The 26,392-nt window shown below is 52.7% G+C and carries 25 protein-coding genes; 14 read left to right on the top strand and 11 right to left on the bottom strand.

Features of this window, described 5'->3' with window-relative positions:
* Positions 1–86 precede the first annotated feature (86 nt).
* The 6 genes from FCN15_RS05135 to FCN15_RS19115 form a co-directional block, all read right to left on the bottom strand.
* The gene (locus FCN15_RS05135) at positions 87–938 is read right to left on the bottom strand and encodes an aldo/keto reductase (protein WP_138493891.1); all 852 of its coding nucleotides are present in this window, start codon (positions 936–938) and stop codon (positions 87–89) included.
* A 25-nt stretch (positions 939–963) separates the two neighbouring features.
* Positions 964–1,947 carry an aldo/keto reductase gene (locus FCN15_RS05130; RefSeq protein WP_138493890.1) on the bottom strand — a complete coding sequence of 328 codons (984 nt, stop codon included), beginning with the start codon at positions 1,945–1,947 and terminating at the stop codon, positions 964–966.
* Positions 1,948–2,081: 134 nt separating this feature from the next.
* Positions 2,082–3,011, bottom strand: coding sequence for an AraC family transcriptional regulator (locus FCN15_RS05125; protein WP_138493889.1), 930 nt, complete (start codon positions 3,009–3,011; stop codon positions 2,082–2,084).
* Positions 3,012–3,274: 263 nt separating this feature from the next.
* On the bottom strand, positions 3,275–5,350 hold the full coding sequence (locus FCN15_RS05120) for an ABC transporter ATP-binding protein (protein ID WP_138493888.1): 2,076 nt from the start codon (positions 5,348–5,350) through the stop codon (positions 3,275–3,277).
* Between the two features lie 17 nt (positions 5,351–5,367).
* Positions 5,368–7,113 carry an ABC transporter ATP-binding protein gene (locus FCN15_RS05115; RefSeq protein ID WP_138493887.1) on the bottom strand — a complete coding sequence of 582 codons (1,746 nt, stop codon included), beginning with the start codon at positions 7,111–7,113 and terminating at the stop codon, positions 5,368–5,370.
* A gap of 29 nt (positions 7,114–7,142) precedes the next feature.
* Complete coding sequence (locus FCN15_RS19115) at positions 7,143–7,436, bottom strand: hypothetical protein (RefSeq protein WP_162515292.1); 294 nt, start codon at positions 7,434–7,436, stop codon at positions 7,143–7,145.
* A 248-nt stretch (positions 7,437–7,684) separates the two neighbouring features.
* On the opposite strand from FCN15_RS19115, the gene FCN15_RS05110 reads away from it, so the two are divergent.
* Positions 7,685–7,972 carry a HesB/YadR/YfhF family protein gene (locus tag FCN15_RS05110; protein WP_138493886.1) on the top strand — a complete coding sequence of 96 codons (288 nt, stop codon included), beginning with the start codon at positions 7,685–7,687 and terminating at the stop codon, positions 7,970–7,972.
* 131 nt (positions 7,973–8,103) lie between these two features.
* Here FCN15_RS05110 and FCN15_RS05105 read toward each other — a convergent pair whose 3' ends face one another.
* Entirely contained in the window at positions 8,104–8,610 is a 507-nt protein-coding gene (locus tag FCN15_RS05105; protein WP_138493885.1) for an ADP-heptose synthase, read from the bottom strand.
* 109 nt (positions 8,611–8,719) lie between these two features.
* On the opposite strand from FCN15_RS05105, the gene FCN15_RS05100 reads away from it, so the two are divergent.
* Positions 8,720–10,498, top strand: a complete 1,779-nt coding sequence (locus FCN15_RS05100; protein WP_138493884.1) for an ABC transporter ATP-binding protein — start codon at positions 8,720–8,722, stop codon at positions 10,496–10,498.
* A gap of 104 nt (positions 10,499–10,602) precedes the next feature.
* On the opposite strand, the gene FCN15_RS05095 is transcribed toward FCN15_RS05100, so the two are convergent.
* Positions 10,603–11,046, bottom strand: coding sequence for a DUF441 domain-containing protein (locus FCN15_RS05095; RefSeq protein ID WP_138494042.1), 444 nt, complete (start codon positions 11,044–11,046; stop codon positions 10,603–10,605).
* Positions 11,042–12,070 carry a YpdA family putative bacillithiol disulfide reductase gene (locus tag FCN15_RS05090; protein WP_138493883.1) on the bottom strand — a complete coding sequence of 343 codons (1,029 nt, stop codon included), beginning with the start codon at positions 12,068–12,070 and terminating at the stop codon, positions 11,042–11,044. Before FCN15_RS05090 ends, FCN15_RS05095 begins: the two co-directional genes overlap by 5 nt.
* Positions 12,071–12,235: 165 nt before the next feature.
* Between FCN15_RS05090 and FCN15_RS05085 the strand changes: the two genes are divergently transcribed.
* From FCN15_RS05085 to FCN15_RS19280, 4 genes are all read left to right on the top strand, one after another.
* Entirely contained in the window at positions 12,236–12,871 is a 636-nt protein-coding gene (locus FCN15_RS05085) for a DUF2087 domain-containing protein (protein WP_138493882.1), read from the top strand.
* Between the two features lie 123 nt (positions 12,872–12,994).
* Positions 12,995–13,447: a DUF3939 domain-containing protein gene (locus FCN15_RS05080; protein ID WP_138493881.1), complete on the top strand. Its 453-nt coding sequence runs from the start codon at positions 12,995–12,997 to the stop codon at positions 13,445–13,447.
* Positions 13,448–13,717: 270 nt separating this feature from the next.
* Positions 13,718–14,935, top strand: coding sequence for an MFS transporter (locus FCN15_RS05075; protein WP_138493880.1), 1,218 nt, complete (start codon positions 13,718–13,720; stop codon positions 14,933–14,935).
* Positions 14,936–15,198: 263 nt separating this feature from the next.
* Positions 15,199–15,342 carry a hypothetical protein gene (locus FCN15_RS19280; RefSeq protein WP_203232082.1) on the top strand — a complete coding sequence of 48 codons (144 nt, stop codon included), beginning with the start codon at positions 15,199–15,201 and terminating at the stop codon, positions 15,340–15,342.
* Positions 15,343–15,404: 62 nt separating this feature from the next.
* Here FCN15_RS19280 and FCN15_RS05070 read toward each other — a convergent pair whose 3' ends face one another.
* Positions 15,405–15,644, bottom strand: a complete 240-nt coding sequence (locus FCN15_RS05070; RefSeq protein WP_138493879.1) for a hypothetical protein — start codon at positions 15,642–15,644, stop codon at positions 15,405–15,407.
* A gap of 396 nt (positions 15,645–16,040) precedes the next feature.
* Here FCN15_RS05070 and FCN15_RS05065 point away from each other — a divergent pair, with 396 nt between their 5' ends.
* The 3 genes from FCN15_RS05065 (at position 16,041) to FCN15_RS05055 (ending at position 18,555) form a co-directional block, all read left to right on the top strand.
* Entirely contained in the window at positions 16,041–16,889 is an 849-nt protein-coding gene (locus FCN15_RS05065; protein WP_138493878.1) for a hypothetical protein, read from the top strand.
* 3 nt (positions 16,890–16,892) lie between these two features.
* Entirely contained in the window at positions 16,893–17,567 is a 675-nt protein-coding gene (locus FCN15_RS05060; protein ID WP_138493877.1) for a hypothetical protein, read from the top strand.
* Positions 17,568–17,748: 181 nt separating this feature from the next.
* Entirely contained in the window at positions 17,749–18,555 is an 807-nt protein-coding gene (locus FCN15_RS05055) for an SDR family oxidoreductase (RefSeq protein ID WP_138493876.1), read from the top strand.
* Positions 18,556–18,776: 221 nt separating this feature from the next.
* Here FCN15_RS05055 and gluQRS read toward each other — a convergent pair whose 3' ends face one another.
* The gene (gluQRS, locus tag FCN15_RS05050; protein ID WP_138493875.1) at positions 18,777–19,748 is read right to left on the bottom strand and encodes a tRNA glutamyl-Q(34) synthetase GluQRS; all 972 of its coding nucleotides are present in this window, start codon (positions 19,746–19,748) and stop codon (positions 18,777–18,779) included.
* 177 nt (positions 19,749–19,925) lie between these two features.
* Between gluQRS and hrpB the strand changes: the two genes are divergently transcribed.
* The 5 genes from hrpB to nagE all read left to right on the top strand — a co-directional run bounded on the left by hrpB (position 19,926) and on the right by nagE (position 26,365).
* Positions 19,926–22,454 (top strand): ATP-dependent helicase HrpB, encoded by a 2,529-nt coding sequence (gene hrpB, locus FCN15_RS05045; protein WP_138493874.1) that lies wholly within the window; start codon positions 19,926–19,928, stop codon positions 22,452–22,454.
* Between the two features lie 122 nt (positions 22,455–22,576).
* Positions 22,577–23,158, top strand: a complete 582-nt coding sequence (locus FCN15_RS05040) for a general stress protein (RefSeq protein ID WP_138493873.1) — start codon at positions 22,577–22,579, stop codon at positions 23,156–23,158.
* Between the two features lie 293 nt (positions 23,159–23,451).
* A complete protein-coding gene (locus FCN15_RS05035) occupies positions 23,452–24,315 on the top strand; it encodes a PRD domain-containing protein (protein WP_138493872.1) in 864 nt (287 codons plus the stop codon).
* A 64-nt stretch (positions 24,316–24,379) separates the two neighbouring features.
* Positions 24,380–24,883 carry a PTS sugar transporter subunit IIA gene (locus tag FCN15_RS05030; RefSeq protein WP_138493871.1) on the top strand — a complete coding sequence of 168 codons (504 nt, stop codon included), beginning with the start codon at positions 24,380–24,382 and terminating at the stop codon, positions 24,881–24,883.
* 24 nt (positions 24,884–24,907) lie between these two features.
* Entirely contained in the window at positions 24,908–26,365 is a 1,458-nt protein-coding gene (gene nagE / locus FCN15_RS05025; protein WP_138493870.1) for an N-acetylglucosamine-specific PTS transporter subunit IIBC, read from the top strand.
* Positions 26,366–26,392: the final 27 nt, after the last annotated feature.

Here is a 26,392-nt window from a genome sequence, read left to right as displayed (position 1 = left end):
TCCGTTTCTTTCATGGGCAGCCTGTTTATTAGGGGATTTTTATTAAAGTGACCACACTATATGACCACACGAAATTACTACATTACTTAAATATCAAGTTTGCGCGTACCAATCCATTTTACCATTTCCGGGTCCCGATGGGAGAAGAACAGGCTTTCCTTTGTATCCATTGCAGCGATCGAGCTCATATCCTCCTCACTCAATTGGAAATCAAAGATATTGAAGTTCTCCTCGATTCTTTCCTTACGAACTGATTTCGGAATGACAACCACTTCCCTTTGAGTTAACCAGCGCAAAACCACCTGAGCCACGGATTTGTTATGTTTCTCAGCAATGGTTGTAAGCACTTCATTCTGGAACATGTTGTTTCTGCCTTCCGCAAAAGGACCCCAGGATTCAATCTGCACCTGATTCTCCTTCATAAATTGGGCAGATTCAATTTGCTGACAGAACGGGTGGGTTTCGACCTGATTGACTGCAGGTGTAATTTCATTATGAAGAATGAGGTCAATCAGGCGGTCGCTGTGGAAGTTGCTGACGCCGATTGCCTTAACTTTTCCTTCCCGGTACAGCTCCTCCATGGCTCTCCAAGAGCCGTGAACGTCCCCAAAAGGCTGATGGATTAAATACAAATCCAGATAGTCGAGCTGAAGTCTTCTCAGCGAAGCCTCGAATGCTTTTTTGGTGCGCTCATATCCGGTATCCTGTACCCAGAGCTTGGTTGTAATGAATAGTTCTTCTCTCGGCACGCCGCTTTGTTTGATTGCTCTTCCTACAGCTTCTTCATTAAGGTAGGAGGCCGCTGTATCAATCAGCCGGTAGCCGGCGGAAATGGCATCAAGCACACTTTGCTCGCATTGATTCAAATCTTGAATTTGGTAAACACCGAAGCCAAGGATTGGCATTTTAACACCATTGTTTAAAGTTACATATTGCATAAGAATTCTCCTTTTCTAAATAAAATTATTTGCCCACGCGATTTGCATATTCAGCCGGATAACGATCTCCGGCAATCTCAATTTTAGAGAGAGCTTCATTTAAATCAGTGAGTTCTAGAGCGGAGAGGTTAACTTCTGCTGCCCCTAAATTTTCTTCAAGCCGCATCCGTTTTCTTGTACCCGGAATAGGAACGATCCACGGCTTTTGGGCCAGTACCCAAGCCAATGCCACTTGAGCCGGTGTTGCTTTTTTTTCTTTAGCTATTTGTCCAATTAAATCGATTAATACTTGGTTGGCCTCCAGATTCTCTGGCTGGAAACGGGGAACAATATGGCGGAAGTCAGAGTTATCAAAAGTAGATTCTTTATTGATCGTTCCGGTAAGAAATCCTTTGCCAAGCGGACTGAAGGGCACAAAGCCGATCCCGAGTTCTTCCAAGACGGGCAGCAGCTCGTCCTCCGGATTTCTCCACATCATGGAATACTCACTTTGGATGGCAGTCAGAGGAAGAACGGCATGAGCCCGGCGAATGGTTGCAATTCCGGCTTCGGAGAGTCCCCAATGCTTCACCTTACCTTCACGAATTAGGTCTTGTACAACTCCGGCGACCTCTTCGATGGGTACGTGCGGATCAACGCGATGCTGATAATAAAGATCAAGGGTTTCGACTTGAAGACGTTTGAGCGACCCTTCAACGGATTGTCTAATGGTTTCGGGTCTGCTGTTAAGCACTTGTTTGCCGTTGTCCATTTGAATGCCGAATTTTGTAGCAATGACTACTTTGCCCTTAAGAGGGGCCAGAGCCTCGCCAACAAGCTCTTCGTTCACATAAGGACCGTACACTTCAGCGGTATCAAAGAAGGTTACTCCGCGGTCGAAGGCTGCATGAATCAGAGCGATCATCTCTTTCTTGTCAGAAGCAGGACCATAACCATGACTCATTCCCATACAACCGAGACCAATGGCGGACACTTCCAGACCATCACTGCCTAATTTGCGCTTTTGCATTCCCTGGTTCACCCTTTCGTCAGTTACATTAGCCATTAAATCGTTTAGCTATTCCTTCTTCCTAGATCTATTATGCTACGAACATGCAGACGACCGGTATCCTGATTGTATTGAATGATTGCCTATTTATATCATCAGTCTGCCAGGAAAGCCATACTTTTGGATGTATCGTAAATCTCCTTGATCTGCTTGATATCCGATTTGGGAGGAGCACCGAACAAACGGGAATACTCCCGGCTGAACTGGGAGGCACTTTCGTACCCGACCCGGAAGGCAGCCTCTGATGCTTCAGCGGATTCCGACAGCAGTAGACGGCGTGCTTCCTGCAGCCGGAGCTGCTTTTGAAATTGAATAGGACTCATGCCGGTCACCTGTTTGAAGTTCCGATGAAAGGAAGGGATACTCATATTGGCAGTTTCGGCAAGCTCCTCCACACGGAGGGGTTGATCGAAATTTCGGGTGATATGTTCAATCGTTTCCATGATCCGGTAATTGTTACTGCCTTCCATTGCGATTTGTCCCAGGACTGCGCCGTACGGACTTTGAAGAAGGGCGTACAGCACTTCTTTTGTGATCAATGGAGCAAGAAAGGGAATATCGCTTGGCCGGTCAAGTAATTTGACCAGTCGAAGTGTTGCATCCATAAGAAAAGGCTCCATCTGACCCACAAACAGGGCACGGTTTGATTGATCTTTTGGCCTGATGATCAGGTTTGCCTCGTTGATGATTTCCAGGATCTGTGAATGTGTAAATTCCAGTTTGATGCTCAAATACGGAAGCTCAGGCGCAGCTTTAATAATTTTCCCTACAACAGGAAGATCCATAGAGGCAATGAGGTAATCGGCAGGTCCGTACTCAAAACGCTCCTGGGCCAGATATACCTCTTTCAATCCTTGTGCAATGACGCAATAACACGGTTTAAAAACCCGGTGGGAAGGCTCGGCCAATCTCGAGTTTTGAATGATATGTAAAGAGGGAATGGGGGTTTCGTGCACTCCGTCCTTGATGGAATACTTTTGTATAAGCTCAGCCAGTTCCCTTTGCTGCTTGAAAATATTGTCCATTCCAGCACCCCTTTCTTAGTTCTGTTTAATTATAAACGATGGAGGGCATAACGGCAGTGTCAGTGACAGGAATAGAAAAAGCTGCAGCCCATCTTAAAAATACTGAAGGCAAGCCCCTTTGGCTTGCCTTCTTGCGCATATGCAGCTGCTGACGATACTATGATTCAAAGATTTCTTTTAATCAATACCTTTTATTCAATACCTTTTTATTCAATACTTTTTTAATCAACACTTGAGTCCGATGCTTTATTTTCACCAAATTACTACGACAAATTCGGCAGCATGGCCGCAGGTACACCGCCCGCTTCGCCGCCTGCTTCCGGTGAATCCGTCAGCCCGCCTTGGAGGCGGTACATTTGATAGTAGCGGCCGCCTAAAGCAAGCAGCTCGTCATGACTGCCGCGTTCCACGATTTCGCCTTTATGCAGCACCAGGATCTGGTCTGCACTGCGGATCGTTGACAGGCGGTGCGCAATGATAAACGTGGTGCGCCCTTTCTTGAGCACCTCCAGCGCGGACTGGATCAGCGCTTCCGTCTCCGTATCGATGTTGGCGGTCGCCTCATCGAGAATAAGGATGGCCGGATCGAACGCCAGCGCCCGGGCGAAAGAGATCAGCTGCCGCTCGCCGGCGGAGAGCGTGCTGCCTTTTTCCACGACAGGCTCATCAAGGCCGCCCGGCAAATGGGCGAGGATGCGGTCCGCTCCGACGTCCTTCAGCGCTTTCTCAACCGTTGCACGGGAGATCCGGCTGTCGCCGAGACTGACGTTGCTGGCAATGGTACCGGTGAACAGGTACGGATCCTGGAGGACAATGCCCATATGTTGGCGGATCCACTGCTTCGGCAGGGTGGTCACCTCCTGGCCGTCGATGCGGATCGTGCCTTTCTGCGGATCATAGAACCGGAACAGCAGGTTGATGATCGAGCTTTTTCCCGAGCCGGTGTGGCCGACCAGAGCAACGGTTTCACCCTGCTTCGCGCTGAAAGTGATATCTTTCAATACATAATCCTTCTTGTAAGCGAAAGAAACGTGGTCAAATTCAACATCGCCCTTGTAGCGCGGCATGCCGCCGTCTGTTACGTCAACTCCCGGTACATCCATCAGCTCAAATACGCGCCCGGCGGATACGAGGGAGGAATCAAGAGCGGCCAGCTGGTTGACCATGCCGGTGATCGGCTGGAATAAGCGTCCCAGCACATCTACAAAGGCATATAATACACCCAGCGAAACGATACCTGTGCCGGACAGATAGGAACCGCCGAAATACCAGAGTACAACTGCAAAGGCTAGGTTCCGGATTACGTTAACCAGGTTATGGGAGGTCAGCGCGTTCAGGTTGAGCATTTTGTTCTGATGTTTCATATAGTCGTCGTTCAGGGCTTCAAACTCTTCGCTCGTCTGCTTCTGGCGTCTGAAGACGCGGATCACAGGCATGCCCTGGATCGATTCATTAATAATGGCATTGATTTCACTCAGTCTGGAGCGGATGATGGTGTTGTATTTGGTCGCGAATTTGCGGTACAGCACAACCCAGCATACAATGACCGGAATGACGAACAAGCAGATGAGGCCCAGCCGGTAATCCAGTAGGAACAACGCAACGTAGACGCCGAGCATATTAATGATCCCCGAGAAGAAGTTGGATAAGACCGCGATAAACAAATCTTTGACAGCTTCGGTGTCGTTTGTCACCCGGGATACAACCTTGCCGGCCGGCAGATTGTCAAAATAGTTAACCGATAGCTTCTGGATATGACCGTACACGTCGATCCGCAGCTTCTGTATGACTTTGTTAGCCGAGGACTGGAGCCAGTAGGTCTTGCCGAATTCCATCACGATGGAGACGAGAAGGAAGCCGAAGTAGGCGAGAACCAGGGTCCGGATGCCCGGGAGCTCCGGTTTGTAGAAGGCATACAGCTCTTTGGCGGACAGCTTCACGGCTGGATATTGCACGCTTTCTCCGCCTTTTGTAATCGTCAGCACGCCGTTCTCATAGGAGCGTTCGCCAGAGGTGTCCGGCACGGCGGCACTGACGAAGTAGAACGGGTGGCCGGCCTGCAGAAGATGCACCTCTGCGCCTTTGGCCTCGTCCGGTTCAAAACGGTCGCCTCTCTTATACAAGCGGCCGTTATAGCTGACGGCTTCGTCCGAAGCCTGGGTGGTCTCGTAAAAAGACTTCTCAATCGCCAGCATGTGATTGTCGATCATGTTCCTGGCGATAAACGGGCCGGCCAGATCGGCCGCCACGCCGACCGCCAGCATGATAAGCGCCAGAATAAAAGTCTTCTTGGCGGTTAATGCGTATTTAAACAAGGCTTTGCCTGTCTTTGTTTTCATTGGGGGTAAACACCTCTCTAATCTGTCAGGTTGGATTCGACCTGCTGCCGCTCGTACTGCTCGCGGTACCAGCCGCCTTTAGCCAGCAGCTCTTCGTGTGTCCCTTCCTCGGCGATCCGGCCTTTCTCCAGCACGATGATGTGGTCGGCGTGTTCGATGGCGGAGAGCCGGTGCGTAGCGATCAGGGTCGTCTTGCCGGAGCGCTTGCTCCGGATGTTCTCGATGATCCGGGCTTCGGTTCTGGCATCGACGGCCGACAAGGCGTCGTCGAGAATCAGAATCTCCGGATCGGCGATAAAGGCGCGGGCCAGCGACACGCGCTGCTTCTGGCCGCCCGAGAGGGCGACGCCTTTTTCACCGACCAGCGTATCCAGCCCGTCAGACAGCGTATGAAGGTCGCCGTCGAAGGAGGCGGTGCGGATGGCGTCCATAATCAGCCCGTCATCAGCGTCTGGACGGCCGTATTGAATATTCTGCCGGACGGTTTTGGAGAACAGGATCTGCTCCTGCGGCACATAGCCGATCCAGCTGTGCAGCTCATCCTTGGCAATGGACTGGATGGGCACTCCCGACACCAGCAGTTCACCCGTGCCAAGCGGGTATTCGTGCAACAGCTGCTTCAGCAGCGTCGATTTGCCGGCTCCGGTCCGGCCGACAATGCCCAGTGTTTCCCCGCGTTTCAGCGCGAGCCGGACATGCTCCAGATTGTTCAGGGTTGACGTCGGGTACCGGAAGGTGACGTCTCTGAACGCAATGGAATCCGGACTTTGCACATGGACTGGAGCAGCGATGTCCTCGACGTCGGGCTTCACGTTCAGTGTTTCATTCACCCGGTCCAGCGAAGCGCCGCCGCGCTGCATAATGTTGATCAGCTCACCGATCGCGAACATCGGCCAGATCATCATCCCGAGATACATGTTAAAGGATACGAGACTGCCCAGCGTCAGCTCATTGTGAAAGACAAGATACATGCCGTAGGTCAAGCTGATAACATAGCTCAGGCCTACGAACAGGCGGATCGTCGGTTCAAAGTAGGCGTCTACTTTGGCTACCGCAAGATTTTTCTGATAGACATCATTCGTAATCTGCTCAAACCGGGCCTCGTCGTTCCGTTCCTGCACATAAGCGCGGATTACGCGCACACCGGCAACCGACTCAAGCACCTGGTCGTTCATATCGCCGAAGGCGTCCTGGGCCAGCGTGTAGCGTTCATGGATGACCTTGCCGTATATCTTCATGGCCAGCGCAATAAAGGGAAGCGGAATAATGGCAGCCAGCGTCAGCTTCCAGCTGATCAGCGTCGACATCGCGATAAAAATAACGGCCAAGAACGCCGTAGAGTCCGTCAATGTGAGCATCCCGAACCCGGCCGTCTGCGCGACAGAGCGCAGGTCGTTGGTGGCGCGCGCCATCAGGTCGCCGGTCCGGCTGCGTTCAAAGAACGGCGGAGTCATCCGCAGCAGGTGGTTCATAAAGCGGGTTCTAAGCAGCCGCTCCACCAGGTTGGAGCCGCCGAACAGCTTGTGCATCCAAACGTAAGTGATCAGATAGATCAGAACCAGCAGGCCCAATATGGATAAAATATAAGCCGTCAGGGACTGCCAGGTGATGGAGCCGCCCACAATATCGTCAATGGCGCTGCCGAGCAGCCGTGGGGGAGCAAGCTCCAGAATGCCTACACCGATCAGAAGGATAAGCCCGATCGTGTAGCGCTGCTTCTCCCGGCGGAAGAACCAGCCTAAATTTTTCAATACCGAAAACATGAAGTGTAACCCTCCTCATTAAGTCGTTCTCATCCAAATTCTCTTTCGCCAGCACCTTGGACAAATACTCCGGCCCGGCAGCCGCCTAACACGGCCCGGACCTTGAAATAAATAAAGGGACACATCGTCCATTGACGATATGTCCCTGAATAACCAAACATATGCCGGAGCGCGATTGGAAGCAATCGTGTCCGCTGATACAGCCGGGTAATGGCGTGATGGTTAAAGGAAGCGCAGTAATCTATGGCTTTCTTAACCTCTTGCATGCGGGATTGCTTCGATATTTGGTTGCTTGGTCCGATAAGCCAGATCATGGTTATCATTCATGAGATAAATAAACATCGAGCGCACCCTTTCTTCCGACTGGAAATATTTGATAATGGTTACTGACACAAGAATCTTAACACCGGCTTTTCAACCTTGTCAAACGTAAAAAACGATTATAATCAATTTGGCCTGTTTGGCAAACAGGAGGTTCATAGGCTAAAATAAGAAGGAAAGAGAACCTGATTTAGAAGAGACAGCCTGATCAGTATAGCAGCAAGGGCTGGTTGAGAAGGAGAGAGACGCCATGATTCATGTTGCTCAAGACGCTGCCGAATGGTACAAGAAAGAACTGGAACTCACGGAGGGGCAGGCGGTCCGTTTCTTTCCCCGCTACAGCGCCGGCGGGCATGTTCACCCCGGATTTTCCCTCGGCATTGATACAGCAGAGCCAAAGAAGCCGGGATTGTCCGCGACGGTCGGCGGCATCCTTTTTTATATGGAGGACCAGGATTTGTGGTATTTGGACGGCTATGATTTGAAAGTGAGCTATGATGCGGAAGCTGATGATATTGTTTATGAGTATGTTCAATAAGGACAACTGAAACAGACAAGGCAGAGCCGAACTGGCAGAACAGCTGTAACATTCATTGGAGAGTATCAGGCAGAAGTGGAAAAGCCCGCGCTGGCGCGGGCTTTTGCTGTACCGGCAGGCAAGAGCCTATCCTAGCTGAACACGTTATGTTCCATTGCAAACTCGAAATCCTGGATGTCAAACACCTGAACCGGAACCTCGGCCTCAATGATTCTGCGGATCAGCTCGAATTGGTCAGTCAGAATCGGGGCATTCTCTCTTTGGGCAGTTAATATGATTTCCGTTTCGATTGGGTCCAGGTATTCTCCGTACTGCTCATTGTCAACGGCGTTGACAACCGTCCAGGTAATATGCTCATCAAGCAGGATGGAAGAGGTCTTTCCCCATGGCATAATTAAAATTTTATCGATCCGTTTCCGGTTTAAGGGCTCTTCCATATAAGCAATCAGCTCATTAATTTTGCCTTTGACGTACCTGTCGTCGTCCGGGTCGTTCATGAGCGGTTCAGTGCTGCTGCTGAATTCGTACAATTCCATGATCGTATTGTAGGGCACAATATATTCAACAGGTCCGGAAGGTGCCAGCAATTCACCGTAGATCGCGACCATTACAGCTTCAATGACAAATCGGCGTGTCATGGTTACCCTCCTAAAGCGATTACATCGTTATTCGGCTGACGCCGCTGCTCACAGCCTGCTGCTGCAAGTTTTTATTATGGAGTATAACACACAAGGGAAGTGCACTCAATTGAATCCGTTTAGAGCCTATTTTGTATTTGTTAAGCCTTATTGGAAGTGGATTGTTCTTACGCTGCTGATCGGCCTGCTGAAATTCGGCATTCCTTCACTGCTCCCGCTGCTCTTGAAATATGTGGTCGACGACCTGCTTATGAACGGGCAGCTGACAGCCGCCGAGCGGATCCACGGACTTGCGCTTGCGCTCGGGGCAGCCATGTTCCTGTTTGTTGTGGTAAGAGGGCCGGTTGAATATTTCCGCCAATATTTTGCCCAGCTGATTACAGCCCGAATTCTGTTTGACCTGCGCAGCAGACTGTATGAGCATCTTCAGAAGCTCTCGCTGCGTTATTATCAGAGCACCAAGGTCGGTGAAATCATTTCACGGTTCATTAATGATGCCGAACAGACCAAGAACATCGTGGAAGTCGGCATGATGAACGTCTGGCTCGATATGTTTACCCTCCTGTTTGTGCTTGGATTTATGTTTTATCTGGACCCGGTCTTGACGCTTGTGTCGATTTCGGTGCTGCCGCTCTATGCCATATCCGTAAACCTGCTTTATAAACGCTTGAAAAAGCTGACCAAAGACCGCTCCGCAGCGCTCGCCGGCATTCAGGCCTACCTTCATGAACGGATTCAGGGCATTGCCGTCATCCGCAGCTTTGCGCTTGAGCGCCATGAGGGCACCCGCTTCCGGGGCATCAACGGACGGTATCTGGACAAAGCGCTCAATCAAAGCAGATGGAATGCCTGGACTTTTGCCATTACCAACACCTTAACGGATATCGCGCCGCTGCTGGTGATCGGGTATGGCGGCTATCATGTGATTCAGGGCGGCTTGACGCTAGGCACCTTTGTAGCCTTCTTCGGCTATTTGGACAGGCTGTATGCGCCGCTCAGACGGCTGATTAACTCCTCGTCGGTCTTGACGCAGGCATCAGCTTCCTGGGAGCGGGTTCAGGAGCTGCTCAACCAGCCTTATGACATGGATGATGCTCCTGAAGCAGAAGAGCTTAAGGCGGGTCCGGCCGGCATCGCCTTTGACCAGGTCTGGTTCAAATACCAGGACGAGAACGACTGGGTGCTGAAAAATATCTCTATGGAGATCAAGCCCGGACAGACTGCCGCGTTCGTCGGCATGAGCGGCGGCGGCAAGTCGTCTCTCGTTGGCCTGATCCCGAGATTCTATGATATCCAGAAGGGCCGGGTAGCCGTCGGCGGGAGAGATGTAAGGGAGCTGACGATGCACAGCCTGCGCAGCCGGATCGGCATGGTGCTGCAGGAGAATTTCCTATTCAGCGGCTCAGTGAGAGACAATATTCTCTTTGGCAGACCCGGCGCCAGCGATGAAGAGATCATTGCCGCAGCCAAAGAGGCCAATGCGCACGATTTTATTATGGAGCTGTCCGGCGGCTATGACACCGAGGTCGGGGAGCGGGGCGTGAAGCTGTCCGGCGGCCAGAAGCAGCGAATTGCAATCGCACGCGTCTTTCTGAAGAATCCTCCGGTGCTGATTCTGGACGAGGCCACCTCGGCACTGGACCTCGAGTCGGAGAATCTGATCCAGCAGTCGCTGCAGCGGCTTACAGAGAGCCGGACAACGCTGATCGTTGCCCACAGGCTGTCGACGATCACCCACGCTGATGTGATCTATGTGATGAACCATGGCGAAATCGCGGAACAAGGAACCCACGCGGAATTGATGGAGCTGGATGGGATTTATGCCCGGTTATACAAGATTCAGCATTTGAATCTGGGCCAGCAGGAGGGGGACGAGCAGCAGGATTAGAGTAAACAACAATAAAGCAGCGGCAGTCTTGGACGGAAAATAAGTCCAGGACAGCCGCTGCTTCTTTATTGGAGCGGGCTTTGCTCTTCATTCTCTTAAGGCCGCTAACTCCGGCCAATGAGCAGGGACAGGATGCCGGCGGCGATCAGCGGGCCGACCGGCACACCTTTGAAGAAGGCGACCCCGATGATGGTGCCGACCAGAAGGCCGGTCACGACAATCGGCTGGCTGGCCATCAGCCCGGCGCCCCGGCCGCCCAGATAAGCAACCAGAATGCCCACGCCGATGGCGAGCAGGGATTTCCAGTTCAGAAAGGACTGCCAAACCGATTCCATCGGGATTTTTCCGCTTGCCAGCGGAGCCATCACCCCGATCGTCAGCACCAGGATGCCGAGGGTCAGGCCGTATTTTTCAAGAAAAGGAAAGGCGGAGTGCAGTTTGGTGACCCGCAGCAGAAGCAGCACAAGCACGGCGACCGTAACCGGCATGTTGCTGCTGAATATTCCCAGTGCAGCAAGAAGCAGCAGAAGGAGCGAGGTGACGTCAATCTGCGCCATGCGGACCCTCCGCAGCCCGTTCATCTTCATCTCCCGCAAGCTTGGCAATAATATGGTTCGCAATCAGCTTGCCATGGCCCCGCCCGGTTTCGATAAATACTTCGTTAGCGTTGCGCCCTGAAGCCACTACACCAGCCACGTACAATCCCGGAACGTTGCTCTCCATGGTGGAGAGATTGAAGACCGGTTTGTCCATATCCTCGGACATGGCAATGCCGGACTCAGACAACAGCCCGCGGTCAGGACGGAAGCCCGTCATGGCTACGACAAAGTCGTTCTCAAGCTTGTTAAGACTGCCGTCTTCAAGCGATTCTACAACCACATGATCGCCTTGAATCTCAACTACACGAGAGCGCGTGATCGTCTGAATCTTCCCTTTGCTGACCAGCCCGTCGAACAGCGGCCGCACCCATGGTTTAATATTTCCGGACAAGTCATCGCCGCGGTAAATGAGGGCAACGGAAGCGCCGACCCGCTGAAGCTCCATGGCGGCATCCACCGCCGAATTGCTGCCGCCGATTACGGCCACCCGCATGCCGGCATACGGATGGGCTTCGCGGAAATAGTGCGTCACCTTGTCACTGTCCTCACCGGGAATCCCCAGCATATTCGGATGATCGAAATAACCCGAGGATACCACGACATTCCGTGCCTTCAGCTCACGTCCTTCCCCAAAACGGCGCTGCGTCTTGATGGTGAAAGTACCGTCCTGCCCCTTTGTGATGGACTCGGCCTCTTCATAGGTAGCAATTCGCAGGCCATAGTGCTCGGCTACCCTGCGGTAGTAGACAAGCGCCTCATGCCGGTAGGGCTTCTCGTTGGCCGATGGAAAAGGGATGTCGCCGATCTCCAGCAGCTCGGCTGTACTGAAGAACTGCATGTTTACAGGGTAGAGAAAGATGGAGTGAACGATATTATGCTTCTCAACAATAAGAGCGGATAAGCCTTTTTTCTGACATTCAATGGCAGCGGACAGGCCGCAGGGTCCTGCTCCGATAATGATAACGTCTTCCATATTTAGTAATCCTCCTTGTGCAAGCCAGCTCAATAACTGTTAAAATCAACATGTAACCATTTTAGCTTATTGCAGGTTATTTTCAAACCGTTCAGGCTTGACACTTCCGTGTAGTTTCCCTACAATCTAATTAGATAATAATCTAATTGATGAGAGGGATTAAAGATGCAGCTGGATAAAATGGTTGCTTATCACAAGGCTATGGGCGATCCGACCCGGATCCGGATGCTTGTCCTGCTGGCGGAGCAGGAGCGCAGCGGCCAGGAGCTGGCCGAGCTGCTTCATTTATCGCAGCCGACGATTACCCACCACGCCGCCAAGCTGCGGGAAGCCGCGCTGATTATGGAGCGCCGGGACAAGAACACCGTTTATTTTAAAGTTGATCCTTACTTTATTGAGAACGGGGCTGCGGCTTCTGCGGCCTATATTTTAAAGCGAAAGGGGAGCAGTCCTATGGAGAACCAACCGGAACAGACAGATCAGACGGGACAGACGGGACAGACAGAACAGGAGACGCTCAAGCAGGCGGTTCTCAGAAACTTCTTTGCCAAAGACGGCCGTTTGAAGCAGATTCCGTCCCAGCTTAAGAAGAAGGTTATTGTACTTGAATACTTTGCGGAGCAGCTCACTCCCGGTCGGAAATATGAAGAGAAGGACATCAACGAGTTCATTAAGCGTTATCACGATGATTATGCGACCTTGAGAAGGGAGCTCATCATGCACCAGTTCATGTACCGGGAGAATGAAGTTTATGAGCTGAATCCAAGAACGATGTGGACCTCCTGGCAGCAGCTCCGCTAGATTTGAGTGGCGCTTAATGAACAATTTGTGACGTTTGCGGGAAACAGGAGAATAGAGGGAGTAATCGGATATAATAGTAGTGTAAGCGTTTTCCTTACGATTAGATAAAGGAGGTTCCAAGTCATGTTCTTCCGGAAAAAGAAACTAACGGCCGCCGAACCTGTCCATGTATCAATTGAAGAGATTCGCCGGGCAGTCCTGCAATTTGAAGATGATATGCCGGGTTCGGTCAACAGGCTGGCCCTTATTCAGAACGATGGCAGTTTGGATACCAACCGACTTACACGCTACCTGGGCGGCCCAAGCCGAAGCAAATTTTATTTGTCCCGTGAAACCTTTGAAATTTTCGAAGAAGCGGAGAAGCATATTCCTTATTACCTGGACCTGGTTCAGCTCGCCGTTGATGATTACGTGAATGAAACCGGCAAGCTCCCGCTGCTCGAAGGAACAAGGGAAGGGGAAGTAGACTACCGGGTATTAATGAAGGAGCATTATTTAAAAGAATTTCCGCCTCTGCCGCTTTATTTGACAGATCAGGAGCTTATGCTGAGCCGCCATCCCATCAAGCTGCATTGAGAAGTCAAGCTGCATGGAAAGATCAAACTGTATTGAGAGAGGCGGCGAGAACAGGAATAAGTTTAAGAGTTAGGCCGAGTCAGCCTGAGAAGGCGGAAGCGGTCTTTTTTTCGCTTGATGCCGGTCCTGCTTCGTTAAATGAAAATATGTATATTTGTACATATAAAATGAGCTTTGTTACATCCTTTTGCCTGCGGCATGGTGCTATAATCATAAAACGGGTGATTTCTTCATGGGAACGGAAAGCTTGAACTAACAGGGGGTGACACCATGGATTTACCCTGGAAAAAAAACCTCTATGTGCTTTGGGGCGGCGTATTCTGCACCAGCACCGCTTATTCAATGGTTATTCCCTTCCTGACCTTGTTCATTAACAAGGATCTGGGAGTGACCTCCAACGTCTCCTTCTGGTCGGGACTTTTGTTTGGAATGACCTTTCTGGCAAGCGCCTTGATCGCGCCGTTTTGGGGTTCACTGGCCGATAAATACGGCCGGAAGCCGATGCTCCTTCGTTCAGGCTTCAGCTTATGTGCCGTGTACATCCTGATGTCTCTGGTGCAAAATCCTTACGAGCTGCTCGGCGTCCGCATCTTGTCCGGCCTGCTTGCGGGTTATGTGCCTTCTGCCATTGCGCTGGTCGGCACGAACACCCCAGAGAAGCATGTCGGCTATGCGCTGGGCATTATGGCAACGGCGAGCGCTTCCGGCAGCATTGTGGGTCCGATGCTGGGCGGAGTGCTGAGTAAATATATCGGTTACAGGGAATGCTTCCTGATTGCTGCATTTGTCGTGCTCTTGTCGGCGATCATCGCCTGGATCGGCGCCAAAGAAGAGAACTTCGACCGCAGCCGGACAAGATCCCATGTCCTGGATGATATAAAGGAAGCTTCGGCCAACCGTCCTTTAATGCGTCATCTGGGTGTAGTGCTGATCGTCACAGCGTCCGTGATGGTGCTGGAGCCGCTGCTGACGCTTTATGTGCTTGAATTGGGCTCCTCTAATGAGGATGCTTCCTTAAGCTCGGGGATCATTTTCTCGGCGGTGGGAATCGCTACCGTGGTAGCCGCGCCCATCTGGGGGAAGATCGGCCAGAAGATCGGTTACCGTAAGACCTTGATGATCGGCCTTCTCGGCGGCGGAATCGGAAATGTGCTGCAGCTGTTATTCCATAACCTTGCCGGGTTCGGCATCCTCCGGTTTGTGTACGGATTGTTCTTTGCGGCTGTCTATCCGGGTCTGAATGCTCTGATTGTGAAAGCGACAACGCCGGCGTTCCGTGGCAGGGCGTTCAGCCTCAACCAGTCCGCCAGCCAGCTGGGCAATATGGCGGGGCCGATTGCGGGAGGAGCTTTAGGAGGCGTAGTGTCTATTCCTACTGTGTTCCTGCTGAATGGCGCCCTCCTTACGGTAACAGCGGCTGTGCTGAAATTTAAACAGCGCAAAATGCCGCGTACAGCGCATATAATGGATGAATCGGACGAATCCTGATTTTTCAAAAAAATTTTCTTTCATATCCAGACAGCAAGCGCCAGAACCCGTGTCATCCGGTGGACGGCGCTTCTTTTTTATTATTTCAGACAGGCCTGATAAGTGAATTCCATGTCGGGAAGGGGCGGTTTGTCAGGAAAACTGCGGCGTTTTAAACAATATAAAACGGTTAAATATGGAATATCCGGGGATAAGGGGAAATCAATGATTCACTATTCTTCACAGGATTCTTCGGAAGTTCATAGAATCAGGAGGGGTATATCGTGGCTATCGACCGTTTTATTCTGAGAAAGCTTGACCAATGCCGGGAAGAGAGCATCCGCCGCAACTTGCTGAACCTGTTCTTGATCCGGATCGAGAAAGCATGGTATGAGGAAGAGACCCACAGAGCGGCACTCCTGCCGTGAACTGTGGGCCTCTGTCTGGCATCTCTTCAGGAAGGTCTCTGAGGCAATACTAGAATTCCTTCTTAGTAGAGCGAAAGGGCCAGCGAATCGAATTCACTCTTGCTGTGAAGAATCGCTTCAGAGCCTTCAATCTCAATGCTGATCAGGGAATGCAGACACTTCTGCAGCGCCTGTTTGCCGTTGCGGATTTTATGATCGAGTGCGCTTGTAAGCAGTCTAAGTGTTCGTTGAATAGGCTGTTTATTGTCGGTACTGAAATAGACGGGAATGAGTTTGTTATCAAAATGAATAACGGTTTTCACTCTAATCACCTCGATAATTTTAATTTCATTAGTTAAATTGTAGAATCTTTTCCTTAAAGCTAGATTAAGAAACTTTAACAAAATGATTAAATCATAGAGAAGAGATGACGTAAGGTCGTCTCTTCTTGCTGTTTGTTTACCCCTGGAGGCGGGGGATGACACGTTATTTCGGCTACAGCTTTAGATCTTGTCGTTTTGTTTTATATCTACATAACGGATGATAGATGCGCTTGGTTTCATTTTTATGGATAAAAGCACAAGAAAAAAGAATCTGTCTGCCACAATTTTGCGACAAATTGGATCAACCTTTAGCAGGAAGAACAATGGTATGATGTAAGAACATTCACATTAGCAGCGGGAAGTAAGCGGAAGAAAAGGGATGAGGGAGGCGGCTGAATGCTGATTACTAATGAAGTAAGCGGTAATGAGGTGAGCGGTAATCCGGTCGCTTTAAGTACGAAAGAGCTGTTCTTTCTCGCCGGGATCCTGGGTTCGGATCGTCTGCTCGGTGTGGAGGACCCGTTTGCGGGCTACCTGGCGGATGAAATTGCAGAGGAATGGGAGAAAGCGAAGGATTCCCTGCTGGAGAAGGGATATTTGACCTGCGGCAGTACGGACAATGAGCTGACCATGCTGTCTGAGGTGTTTGCGAGGGTGGCCATCGCCGGTTTCGCTGAGCGGGCCTGCTGGATCCGCTATGAGCATGACGAAGAAACGTTCGAGGGCTATTTGCACGTTACAAATGAAAAAGTCATTGAGGTAGCCCGCGGGGGAGAGAACGGCGATATATACCGGTTAAGAGAGCTTGGAAATGTGGAACAAACCTCGATTTCTCTGGTAGACAGGATGAAATGGCGGACGGATTCGCTGTCCGACCTGCCAGCACTGCTGCTGTCCCGCAGGAAATTTAACGAGCTGTATAAACAAAGCGGTGCGATGGATCTGGAACAGCTGAGCAATGAATTATTCAAATCAACCGGGGATATTGAAGCCTCCTGGGCGCTTGCCAAATCACTGAAAAATAAGATCAGCGAGGGTGAGCTTCAGCTGTCGATCTGGAACGAAGAAGGCTGGGAGAGTCAGGGCGCGGCCTTTATCGTCGGCCCGTCCATGAATTGGCTGATCCGGATGAGCTTAAGGGATGAAGAGGACTGGCTGGTGGCTACGCCTGCAACGAGAAGACAGCTTCAGGATATGCTGCTGCTGTGGCTGGAAGAGCCTCCTGAACGAGAGGAAAGGGGATAATTTATGCATATTCGTATAGAACCCGAGCAGCTGCGGTCTGCGGGCAGCGGCCTTCAGCGTTCCGCGGAGCAGCTTCATACTATCGCCGAGCATATAAACCGTTTGCTGGTATCCTTCAGCCAGGACAATGAATCCGCTTGGGCTGCCGTAAATGCCAAATGGGAGCAGGCCTGCCGCTTGTCCGAGCAGTTTGGCCATGAGCTGCTTCGTTTGGGACAAGGCCTTCAAGTGCGCTCTGCCCTTGATGAAGAAGCAGACCGCGGGGCTGGAAGCGCAGATGCAAAAGGAAGAGTTTCTTTCGGACAAGCGGCCGCGCTGTACCGGACACTTCAGCTTGGGACGGATTCACTGATCCTTCCTTCGGCCAAATTTTCAACCGGGGTCATATCGAATCCCAGATCAGCGATAGAAGCGGTAAGACGGAAAGGGGCCGAACCCGGATACCGCATTCAGAATGCCGGGTGGGATAGGAGCTTGAACAGCATCGCCAAACCAGGGAACTCCAGTTCAAGTAACTCCAGTTCAAGTAACTCTAGTTCAAGTAACTCCAGCCCGGCGGATAACCGGATTCTGTTTCCGGGTTTGTCCCGAAAGTCAGCCGGAGGGAAAATGCTGCTGAAAGAGGCTGCACTAAACCCGCAGCCGTGGGTCTTTACAAACCCGGCTTCCGGCTTATAGCACATAAGGTGAAATGAAGCGGACTGAGCATGACGGGTCTGCTTTTTTGTCCTTTCACACGGGAGTTATTTCGTCATGCTGATTTAGCCAGCCCCTGTTTTGGGTAATACTGAGTTACCAGGTTAGAGGTAACAGACGTTTCTGATCGGTCATATATAAACAATAAAGGAGCGTGCGGGAAATGGTAGAGCAGACCTTCGTAAGACGGAGATTTATTGGCAAGACGGCCATTGTGACTGGGGCAGGGTCAGGAATTGGCAAGGCCACTGCGATTCAGCTCGCAAAGGAAGGCGCGAAGGTAGCCCTCTTTGACCTTAACAATCAGCGTATCAAATCAACGGAAAATGAAATCAATAAAATTTTTAGCGGTGTGTCCCGGGCATTTGATGTGGACGTATCTGACGAAGCCAGAGTCGAGGAGGCCGTCAAGCAGGCTGCTGAGTATTTCGGCGGAATTGATATCTTGTTTGCCAATGCGGGCATCAACGGTTCCTGGGGACCGATTGAGGATATGAAGCTTGAAGATTGGGAGCGGACGCTGCGCATCAATTTGAACGGCACTTTCCTTTCGGTAAAGCATTCGATTCCCTATATGAAAAAGAGAGGCGCAGGAAGCATTATTATTACCAGCTCCATCAACGGCTTGGACCGTTTTGCCGGCTGGGGTGCTTCGGCCTACAGCACAACCAAAGCGGGACAGGTCGCTTTCGCCAAGATGGCAGCGCTGGAGCTTGCCAAATTCAAAATCCGGGTGAACGTGATCAGTCCCGGCGCAATTGCAACGAACATTGATGAAACAACGGAATTCAGCGAAGATTTGAAAGAAATTGTAATTCCGGTAGAATATCCGGAAGGCAGCCAGCCGCTGGCAGATGGTCCGGGACAGCCTGAGGATGTGGCGGAACTCGTATGTTTCCTGGCATCTGACGAATCACGGCACATCACCGGAGCCCGTGTCAGAATTGACGGTGCTGAAGCGCTGCTGTAAATGGCAGTTATTAAACACGAATGCAATAATTGTGGACACCAGGATAGAGGCCTTAATGAATCCTACTTGAGGGAAAATTGAGGAAAAATAGAGGGAAACTTGAAGGAAATAAAACTGAAGATATAACGAAGCCGGATGAAGGATTTCCCTTATCCGGCTTCGTTTTTTTATAGGTATTTTTATAGGTGAAGTTTACCAGTGGTGATTATCAGCGGTTCTTATCAGTAATGTTTGTCGGCGGTCAACCGTTCAATCATTTCTGAGGTGAGCGTAAAAGGCTGCCTGGCTATGCGGTCAAGGGCAAAGCCGGAGATCAACTCGGAGGCCTTGACCGGTTCAGGCCTGTCCATCAGGCCGCTGATAAAGGCAAGCCAGCCGATTATTCTTTCGGCAGGGATGCCTGAGCGGCGCAGCCCGGCAAGGCTCAAATCCCCGTGGCGCTTGGCGAGCCGGCGGCCGTCCTCGCCGAGGAGGAGTGGAGCATGAGCAAACTCCGGCGGGCTCCATCCAAACGCTTCATAAAGCGCCAGCTGGCGGGGCGTCGAATCCAGCAGGTCACTGCCGCGAAGGACATGGGTAATGCCCATTGCAGCATCGTCAACCGTAACAGCCAGCTGGTAAGAGAACATGCCGTCCGCCCGCTTGACGATGAAATCTCCGCCGCTGGCCGGCGGAAACTGCTGATATCCGGCGATCCCATCCTCAAAGTCATAACGCTCGTCCCGGAAAGCAAAACGGGTAGACGGAGCTTTATGCTGCTCTCTGCTTGCCTGCTCTTCCCTTGTCAGCCTCCGGCAGGTGCCGGGATAAACAGGCCCTTCCGAGGCCAGCCCGTGAGGGGCGCCGGCGATCTGCAGAAGCTCTGCCCGGCTGCAATAGCAGGGATAAAGCCGTTCCTGCCGATCCAGCTGCTGCAGCGCTGCTTCATATAGCTCAAGCCGCTCGCTTTGCGTATAAGGCCCGAACGGGCCGCCTGCTTCCGGGCCTTCATCCCAGTTCAGTCCAAGCCATCTCAGGTCCTCCATAATCGTTTGAACAAGCTCAGGTCTTGAGCGCTGGATGTCAATATCTTCTATGCGGAGCACATAAACACCGTTCCCCGAGCGGATCTGCAGCCAGGAGAGAAGAGCAATTTTGGCATTGCCCAGATGCATCATTCCCGAGGGGGTTGGAGCGAAACGCCCTCTTATCATAGTTAATCACTTCCTAAACCGGTCAGTATTAATCCAGAATGTTCCGTTATTAAGCCGCTTTCCATCCTTTTATCTTAGCAAAAGAAGCCGGGCTTTGCACCGCTGCCTGCTTTTGACAGGCCTTGGCCGCCCGCTTATGATAAAGAACAGCAGAAATGAAAGAACAGGAGTATAGGCATGAAATTACCGGTTGATGAATGTCTGCCTTTGCTGGCAGAGGTCTTGAAGGAAGACGGAAACGCTGTTCTGATTGCAGAGCCGGGGGCCGGCAAAACAACAAGAACACCCTTGGCTCTTCTTAAGGAGCCGTGGCTGAACGGGCTTGGAATAATCATGCTGGAGCCGCGGCGCCTGGCGGCGCGTTCAGCAGCGGCTTATATGGCCCGGGAGCTTGGGGAGCAGGTTGGCGAGACCGTCGGCTACCGGATCCGTATGGAGAACAAGACGGGACCCAGGACGCGAATTACAGTAGTGACGGAAGGTATTCTAACCATGATGCTGCAGAAGGACCCGGCGCTTATGGAGACAGGCCTTATTATATTTGACGAGTTTCACGAACGGAATCTCCATTCCGATCTGGGCCTGGCGCTGGCCAGGCAGAGCCAGCAGCTGCTGAGAGACGACCTCCGGCTGCTGGTCATGTCGGCAACATTGAAGGAAGGCCCGGTCGCCGGGCTGCTTGGCGGAGCCAGAGTTGTGCGCAGTGAAGGGCGGGTTTATCCGGTGGAAACCCGGTATCTGCCTGAGCGAAGCACAGCCCCGCTGGAGATGCTCGTCCGGCAGACGGTCAGCGCGGCTTTGAAAGAGCATGACGGCAGCCTGCTGGTCTTTCTGCCGGGCATCCGCGAAATCCGCCGCGCCGAGCAGCAGCTGGCAGGAATTGAGTTAAACGGCGCGAAGGTTGTGTCCTTATATGGAAGCATGTCTCAGGATGAGCAGCAGGAGGCGGTCAAAGCGCTGCCGGATGGAAGGCGCAAAATTGTGCTCGCAACCTCGATTGCAGAATCCAGCTTGACCGTTGAGGGCGTTACGGTCGTGATCGACAGCGGGCTTCGGCGTACAGAGCTGTTCTCGCCCCGGACGGGAATGGGACGCCTGACTACGGTCAAGGCGGCCCGGGACTCGGCCGACCAGCGGCGCGGGCGCGCGGGACGGACCGCGCCCGGCGTGTGCTGCCGCCTGTGGACGGAGGAGGAGGACAGGCAGCTGCGTGAGGAGACGCCTCCGGAAATGCTGGAGGCGGATTTGTCACCGCTTGCGCTGTCGCTGGCGGTGTGGGGTTCGCCCCCGTCCGAGCTCGACTGGATTACGCCGCCGCCCCAGGGGGGCTATGCGGCGGCGGTGAGGCTGCTCACGGAGCTGGGCGCGCTCGGCGAGGACGGGAGGGTCACGGAGTCCGGCCTGGAAATGGCCGGACTTGGCCTGCATCCGCGCCTAGGCCGGATGCTGCTTGAAGCCAGACGTCTCGGACGCGGACGTCTGGCCTGCCTGCTCGCCGCACTGCTCGAGGATTCCCGCCAGCTCCGGGCTGGCGGGAATGACGCCGACGTGCGGCGGGCGCTGGCTGCGCTGCTGGGCGCAGCACGCAGCGCAGGCACTGCGGGCGCGGCTTCGCCCGCCGCGCCCGGCAGGCAGGCAGCGGCGGCCATGCAGCCGCTGCTGCTCCAGAGCCGGCGCTGGGCGCAGCAGCTTGGCGCCGGCGGGGAGCCGCTTCCGTCTGCGGCGGAAGCGGAAGAGGAATGCGGACTCCTGCTGTCGTTCGCATTCCCGGACCGGATCGGCCAGCTGAGACCTGGCGGCCGGTACCTGCTGAGCGGCGGACGCGGCGCCGCTTTCCCTGCCGGCTCTCCGCTCGCCGGCACCCCGTATATCGTCGCTGCAGATGTGGACGATGAAGGCACCGAGAGCCGGATCCAGTGGGCAGCCCCGCTGGATGAACGCCAGCTCGAGGCCTGCTGGCGCTCCCGGATGAAGGAATCCAGACGGGTGGTCTGGGATGAGGAGACCGGGTCTGTCAGGGCTTGGCATACGGTCATGCTTGGTTCCATTGTCTACAGGGAACAGCCCGATCCCAAACCTTCTGCCCAGGATATCGAGCAGGCTCTGCTGCAGACTCTTCAGAACGGAGGGATAGGACTGCTCCCCTGGAATGCCAAAGCCCGCCAGCTGCAGGAGCGGATCATGTTCCTTGGCCGGTTTGTTACAGACGGGGAATGGCCGGATGTATCAGATTCAGGGCTTGAGCAGATGGCTGCAGATTGGATCGGTCCCTATCTGCAGGGCTTCCGGCGGAAGTCGGATCTGCAAAAGCTCCATCTGATTCCCCTGCTGGAGAGTCTGCTGACCTGGGAACAGAAGCAGCAGCTCGACCGCGAAGCGCCGGCTTCAATCACCGTTCCGAGCGGATCGAAAATTCCGGTCTCCTATGAAGGGCCTCAGGCGCCTTATATTTCGGTCAGGCTTCAGGAGATGTTTGGACTGATGGATACGCCTAAGCTGGCGTTCGGCCGGACACCGTTAACGATTCACCTGCTGTCCCCTGCCGGGCGCCCTGTCCAGGTCACTTCGGATCTGCGGAGCTTTTGGACCCATACGTATTTCGAAGTCAGAAAGGATCTCAAGGGACGCTATCCCAAGCATTACTGGCCGGATGATCCTCTGGCGGCGGAAGCTACCAGGAAGGTCCGCCCGAATGGAAGCAGGTAGCGGCTGACGCCCGGCAGCTGAGCTGTGCAGGCCCGGCCATGGGAGCTCCTGAACGTTTGAGCCCAAGCCTTTACCGGGTATAAGTTAGTAGTACGACCTACCCGTTTAAGGAGGCGATTAACATGACCAGGAAAATTGTTGGCGTATTCGAAACGGAACAAGAAGCTGCTGCGGCTGTTGCCGCGCTTGTGCAGCAAGGATATAACGCAGAAGGAATTTCTGTCCTCTCCCGGGACCGCAGCAGCAGCGAGGAGCTTGCTGAAGAGACGGGAACCAAGGCTGCGGACGGCGCGGCTGCCGGGGCAGCCGCCGGAAGTGCCTTGGGCGGCGTAACCGGACTCCTCGCCGGTTTGGGCCTGCTCGCGATTCCAGGCCTGGGCCCGATTCTGGCCGGCGGTCCGCTGGCCGGTGCATTGGCAGGCGCTTTGTTTGGAGCCGGAGCGGGCGGCCTCGTCGGCGGATTGGCCGGACTGGGCATCCCCGAAGACGAAGCCAGAGAGTATGAGAGCTATGTGAATGAAGGCAAAATTCTCGTGCTCGTGGACGAAGAGGAAGCCGGACGGCGGACCAAGGTATATGATGCGTTCCGGGACAATCGAGCAGTGAATGCTCATCGCTTTGATGATGTGGACCCCCGGCAGATTGGAGCAAGCGCCCAGATCGGCACCGGCGACTTCAAGGCGGACGGGTATACGCACAAATAAGCATTCCAGTCCGCTCCTGACGGACAGAAACTTCATCCGCGAGATGCAGGCCGCAAGCTTTTTGACGCTGGCATGTTAAGAAGAATTTAGATATTGACGAAGTATAGAAGCCTGTTTTTGATGTAGACACACAAATTCAAATCTTCTAATTGGCGTGTTACCATACCAGTGAAATGGGCATGAGCCAAGGAAAACTTTCTATTTAGCCTGCAGGCGGAGTTTTCCTTGGCTCTTTATTTTTGCATAATGTCCATTCCGGGTGGCCATTAATATCAGGACAGGAGGCGGCAGCGATGAAGGAAGCAGGAGTATTGGAAGTGCAAAGGATCATCGGCAACAATGTCGTCATGGCTAACACGGTGAATTCGAACAAAGAATATGTGCTGCTGGGCAAAGGCATCGGTTTTATTGTGAAGAATGAAGGCACTATAGATGTGAACGACCCGAGGATCGAGAAGCGGTTTAAGCTCGAGGACCGTGAGCAGTGGAGCCAGTATCAGAGTATTCTGGAGGACTTCGACCCAAAGGTCATCGAAATTACGGATCAAATCATCGAGGGCATTGCGAAGGAGTTTCCGGGCAAGCTGAATGACAAGGTCTACCTGGCTCTTCCGAGCCATATTCAGTTTACGATCTACCGGATCCGCAACGGCATGGATATTATCAATCCGTTTCTGCTGGAGACGAAGCTTTCTTTTCCGAAAGAATATGAGATCGCTTCCAAAATTGCCGAGAGGATCGGCGAAGAGTTCCAGATTGAAATACCGGAGGATGAGATCGGATTTCTGACTTATCATGTTTATTCTGCGGTCAGCGACGTCCCGATCGGCCAGCTGGTCAAGGCTTCCAATATTGTCGGGAAGCTGCTTGAAGTGATTCAGCAGGAGAAACAGGTGCATTTTGAACAGGGCAGCTTAAGCCACGTCCGTCTGATGCTGCATCTTCGTTATTCGATTGAACGGGTTCTGCAGGGCAATTCGGTGGAGAATCCCTTTGTCAATCATATACGTGTCGAATACCGGGAAGAATATGCGCTCGCCCAGAGGCTGGGAAGAATTATGGCGGAGCAGCTGGACCGGAATGTGCCGGAAGAAGAAGTTTGTTACATGGCCATGCATTTATACCGCTTGTTTCAAAGAAACAGACGAAACCCGTGAATCATCTGCTTGTAATGTCCAGCCTGCTGGAACACAACATGAGAGACTGGAGGAGAAATATTAGATGTTCTCGAAGTGGAGGAGCAGAAACTTCAGTAAGCAAGCTGTTGAAATCAAAGCTCCGGTAAGCGGGAAAGCTGTTCCTCTGGCTGACGTGCCTGACGAAGCTTTTGCTGCCGGACATATGGGTCTTGGCGCAGCCATTGAGCCGAATGAAGGCAGGCTTATTGCTCCTTTTAATGGTACCGTAGCGCATGTGATCAAGTCAAATCACGCCGTTATGCTGGAGCAGGAGGGTACAGGACTGCAGTTTCTTTTTCATATCGGTATCAATACCGTCGCCCTGAAAGGGGAGGGCTTCACCAGCCACATCTCCGCAGGGCAGAAAGTGAAGCAGGGCCAGCTCTTAATTGAGTTTGATCTGGACAGAATAAAGGAAGCGGGTTATCCGGTTATTACTCCCGTTATCCTAACGAACGCGGCTGAGCTTGCCGAATCGGTTCATCCTGTTACCGGTAAGGTAACGGCCGGGCAGGACATTCTTCTGACTGCGGTTCTGCAAAAATAACATAAATGAAAGGATGTTGATAATATGCTGGCTTTTCTTCAAAAGATCGGGAAATCCCTTATGCTTCCGGTAGCTACGCTTCCGGCGGCGGCAATCCTTCTGCGGTTCGGCAGTATTGATTACGTCAAAGATTTTCATTTCGGTGAAGCAGGCAAGTTTCTGAACCAGTATATCGCGCCATTTCTGGCAGCAGGCGGGGGGACGATCTTCGACAACCTGCCGATGATCTTTGCAATCGGGGTTGCGATCGGTCTGGCCGGTGATGCGGTAGCTGCGTTGTCCGCTGCCATCGGTTATCTGATCCTGCTGCAGGTTCTCGCCAAGGTGCCGACGGTCTTTACCAGCATTATGAGCGCGGACGCGAAGCTGGATATGGGCGTATTGGGCGGGATCTTTACAGGCTGTATTGCGGCATTCCTCTATAAAAAATACTACAATATCAAGCTGCCGGACTGGCTCGGATTCTTCGGCGGCAAACGCTTCGTACCGATGGTCACCGCAGGCTCCATGGTCGTGATCGGCATTATCTTTGGCCTGATCTGGGGTCCGGTTCAGGAAGCGCTCGATACGTTCGGCAACTGGATTGTTGATCTTGGCGGCGTTGGCGCCGGTATTTACATGCTGGCGAACCGTCTGCTTGTTCCTTTCGGCTTGCATCATATTATCAACTCCATCGTCTGGTTCCAAATCGGCGACTTTACCGATGCAGCAGGCAAAGTGGTTCATGGCGATTTGAACCGGTTCTTTGCCGGAGACCCGACTGCGGGCATGTTCATGACCGGTTTCTTCCCGATTATGATGTTTGCGCTGCCTGGTGCGGCTCTTGCGATCATTCATACGGCAAGACCGGAAAGAAGAAAAGCGGTCGCTTCCATCTTTATCGGTGCAGCCGTGGCATCCTTCCTGACAGGGATTACGGAGCCGCTTGAGTTCTCCTTTATGTTCGTTGCGCCGTTCCTTTATGCGATTCATGCTGTTCTGACCGGCGTAGCCGGATTTCTCATGTACTCCCTGGGCGTCAAGCTTGGGTTCGGCTTCTCGGCCGGGTTCATTGACTATGCGCTTAACTACAACCTCTCGACCAAGCCGCTCGTCCTGATCCCGGTTGGCCTTGTCTTTGCGGTTGTGTACTACTTCCTGTTCCGCATCCTTATCGTGAAGCTGAACCTGAAAACGCCGGGACGTGAAGATGAGTCTGAGCTCTCCGCCAGCAGCGAATCGGCTGTGGCCGGAGCAGTGGCGGCTGCGGACAGCCAGGCGGCCAAAATTCTGGCAGCCATCGGCGGATCTGGCAACGTAGAATCCGTGGATGCCTGCATTACCCGCCTGCGCCTTGTGGTCAAAGACGACAAAGCGGTAAGCGATTCGACGCTGCGCGGACTGGGCGCTTCTGGCGTCATGCGTCTGGGTAAAGGGGCTGTGCAGGTTGTGTTCGGCCCTAAATCGGAAGGCATTAAAGATGAAATTAAGAAGCTGCTGTAGTCAGCCTGAATAGGTATTTACAGCGAG

Origin of the sequence: Paenibacillus pinistramenti, assembly GCF_005869875.1 — a bacterium.
GTDB lineage: Bacteria > Bacillota > Bacilli > Paenibacillales > Paenibacillaceae > Fontibacillus > Fontibacillus pinistramenti.
The sequence above is the reverse complement of the archived record's forward strand: the minus strand, read 5'-3'. Positions and strand labels throughout refer to the sequence as shown.

Coding starts and splice junctions, on each gene's coding strand:
- FCN15_RS05135 (WP_138493891.1), bottom strand. CDS start 938: ATGCAATATGTAACTTTAAACAATGGTGTTAAAATGCCAATCCTTGGC.
- FCN15_RS05130 (WP_138493890.1), bottom strand. CDS start 1,947: ATGCAAAAGCGCAAATTAGGCAGTGATGGTCTGGAAGTGTCCGCCATT.
- FCN15_RS05125 (WP_138493889.1), bottom strand. CDS start 3,011: ATGGACAATATTTTCAAGCAGCAAAGGGAACTGGCTGAGCTTATACAA.
- FCN15_RS05120 (WP_138493888.1), bottom strand. CDS start 5,350: ATGAAAACAAAGACAGGCAAAGCCTTGTTTAAATACGCATTAACCGCC.
- FCN15_RS05115 (WP_138493887.1), bottom strand. CDS start 7,113: ATGTTTTCGGTATTGAAAAATTTAGGCTGGTTCTTCCGCCGGGAGAAG.
- FCN15_RS19115 (WP_162515292.1), bottom strand. CDS start 7,436: ATGATAACCATGATCTGGCTTATCGGACCAAGCAACCAAATATCGAAG.
- FCN15_RS05110 (WP_138493886.1), top strand. CDS start 7,685: ATGATTCATGTTGCTCAAGACGCTGCCGAATGGTACAAGAAAGAACTG.
- FCN15_RS05105 (WP_138493885.1), bottom strand. CDS start 8,610: ATGACACGCCGATTTGTCATTGAAGCTGTAATGGTCGCGATCTACGGT.
- FCN15_RS05090 (WP_138493883.1), bottom strand. CDS start 12,070: ATGGAAGACGTTATCATTATCGGAGCAGGACCCTGCGGCCTGTCCGCT.
- FCN15_RS05085 (WP_138493882.1), top strand. CDS start 12,236: ATGCAGCTGGATAAAATGGTTGCTTATCACAAGGCTATGGGCGATCCG.
- FCN15_RS05080 (WP_138493881.1), top strand. CDS start 12,995: ATGTTCTTCCGGAAAAAGAAACTAACGGCCGCCGAACCTGTCCATGTA.
- FCN15_RS05075 (WP_138493880.1), top strand. CDS start 13,718: ATGGATTTACCCTGGAAAAAAAACCTCTATGTGCTTTGGGGCGGCGTA.
- FCN15_RS05065 (WP_138493878.1), top strand. CDS start 16,041: ATGCTGATTACTAATGAAGTAAGCGGTAATGAGGTGAGCGGTAATCCG.
- FCN15_RS05060 (WP_138493877.1), top strand. CDS start 16,893: ATGCATATTCGTATAGAACCCGAGCAGCTGCGGTCTGCGGGCAGCGGC.
- FCN15_RS05055 (WP_138493876.1), top strand. CDS start 17,749: ATGGTAGAGCAGACCTTCGTAAGACGGAGATTTATTGGCAAGACGGCC.
- gluQRS (WP_138493875.1), bottom strand. CDS start 19,748: ATGATAAGAGGGCGTTTCGCTCCAACCCCCTCGGGAATGATGCATCTG.
- hrpB (WP_138493874.1), top strand. CDS start 19,926: ATGAAATTACCGGTTGATGAATGTCTGCCTTTGCTGGCAGAGGTCTTG.
- FCN15_RS05040 (WP_138493873.1), top strand. CDS start 22,577: ATGACCAGGAAAATTGTTGGCGTATTCGAAACGGAACAAGAAGCTGCT.
- FCN15_RS05035 (WP_138493872.1), top strand. CDS start 23,452: ATGAAGGAAGCAGGAGTATTGGAAGTGCAAAGGATCATCGGCAACAAT.
- FCN15_RS05030 (WP_138493871.1), top strand. CDS start 24,380: ATGTTCTCGAAGTGGAGGAGCAGAAACTTCAGTAAGCAAGCTGTTGAA.
- nagE (WP_138493870.1), top strand. CDS start 24,908: ATGCTGGCTTTTCTTCAAAAGATCGGGAAATCCCTTATGCTTCCGGTA.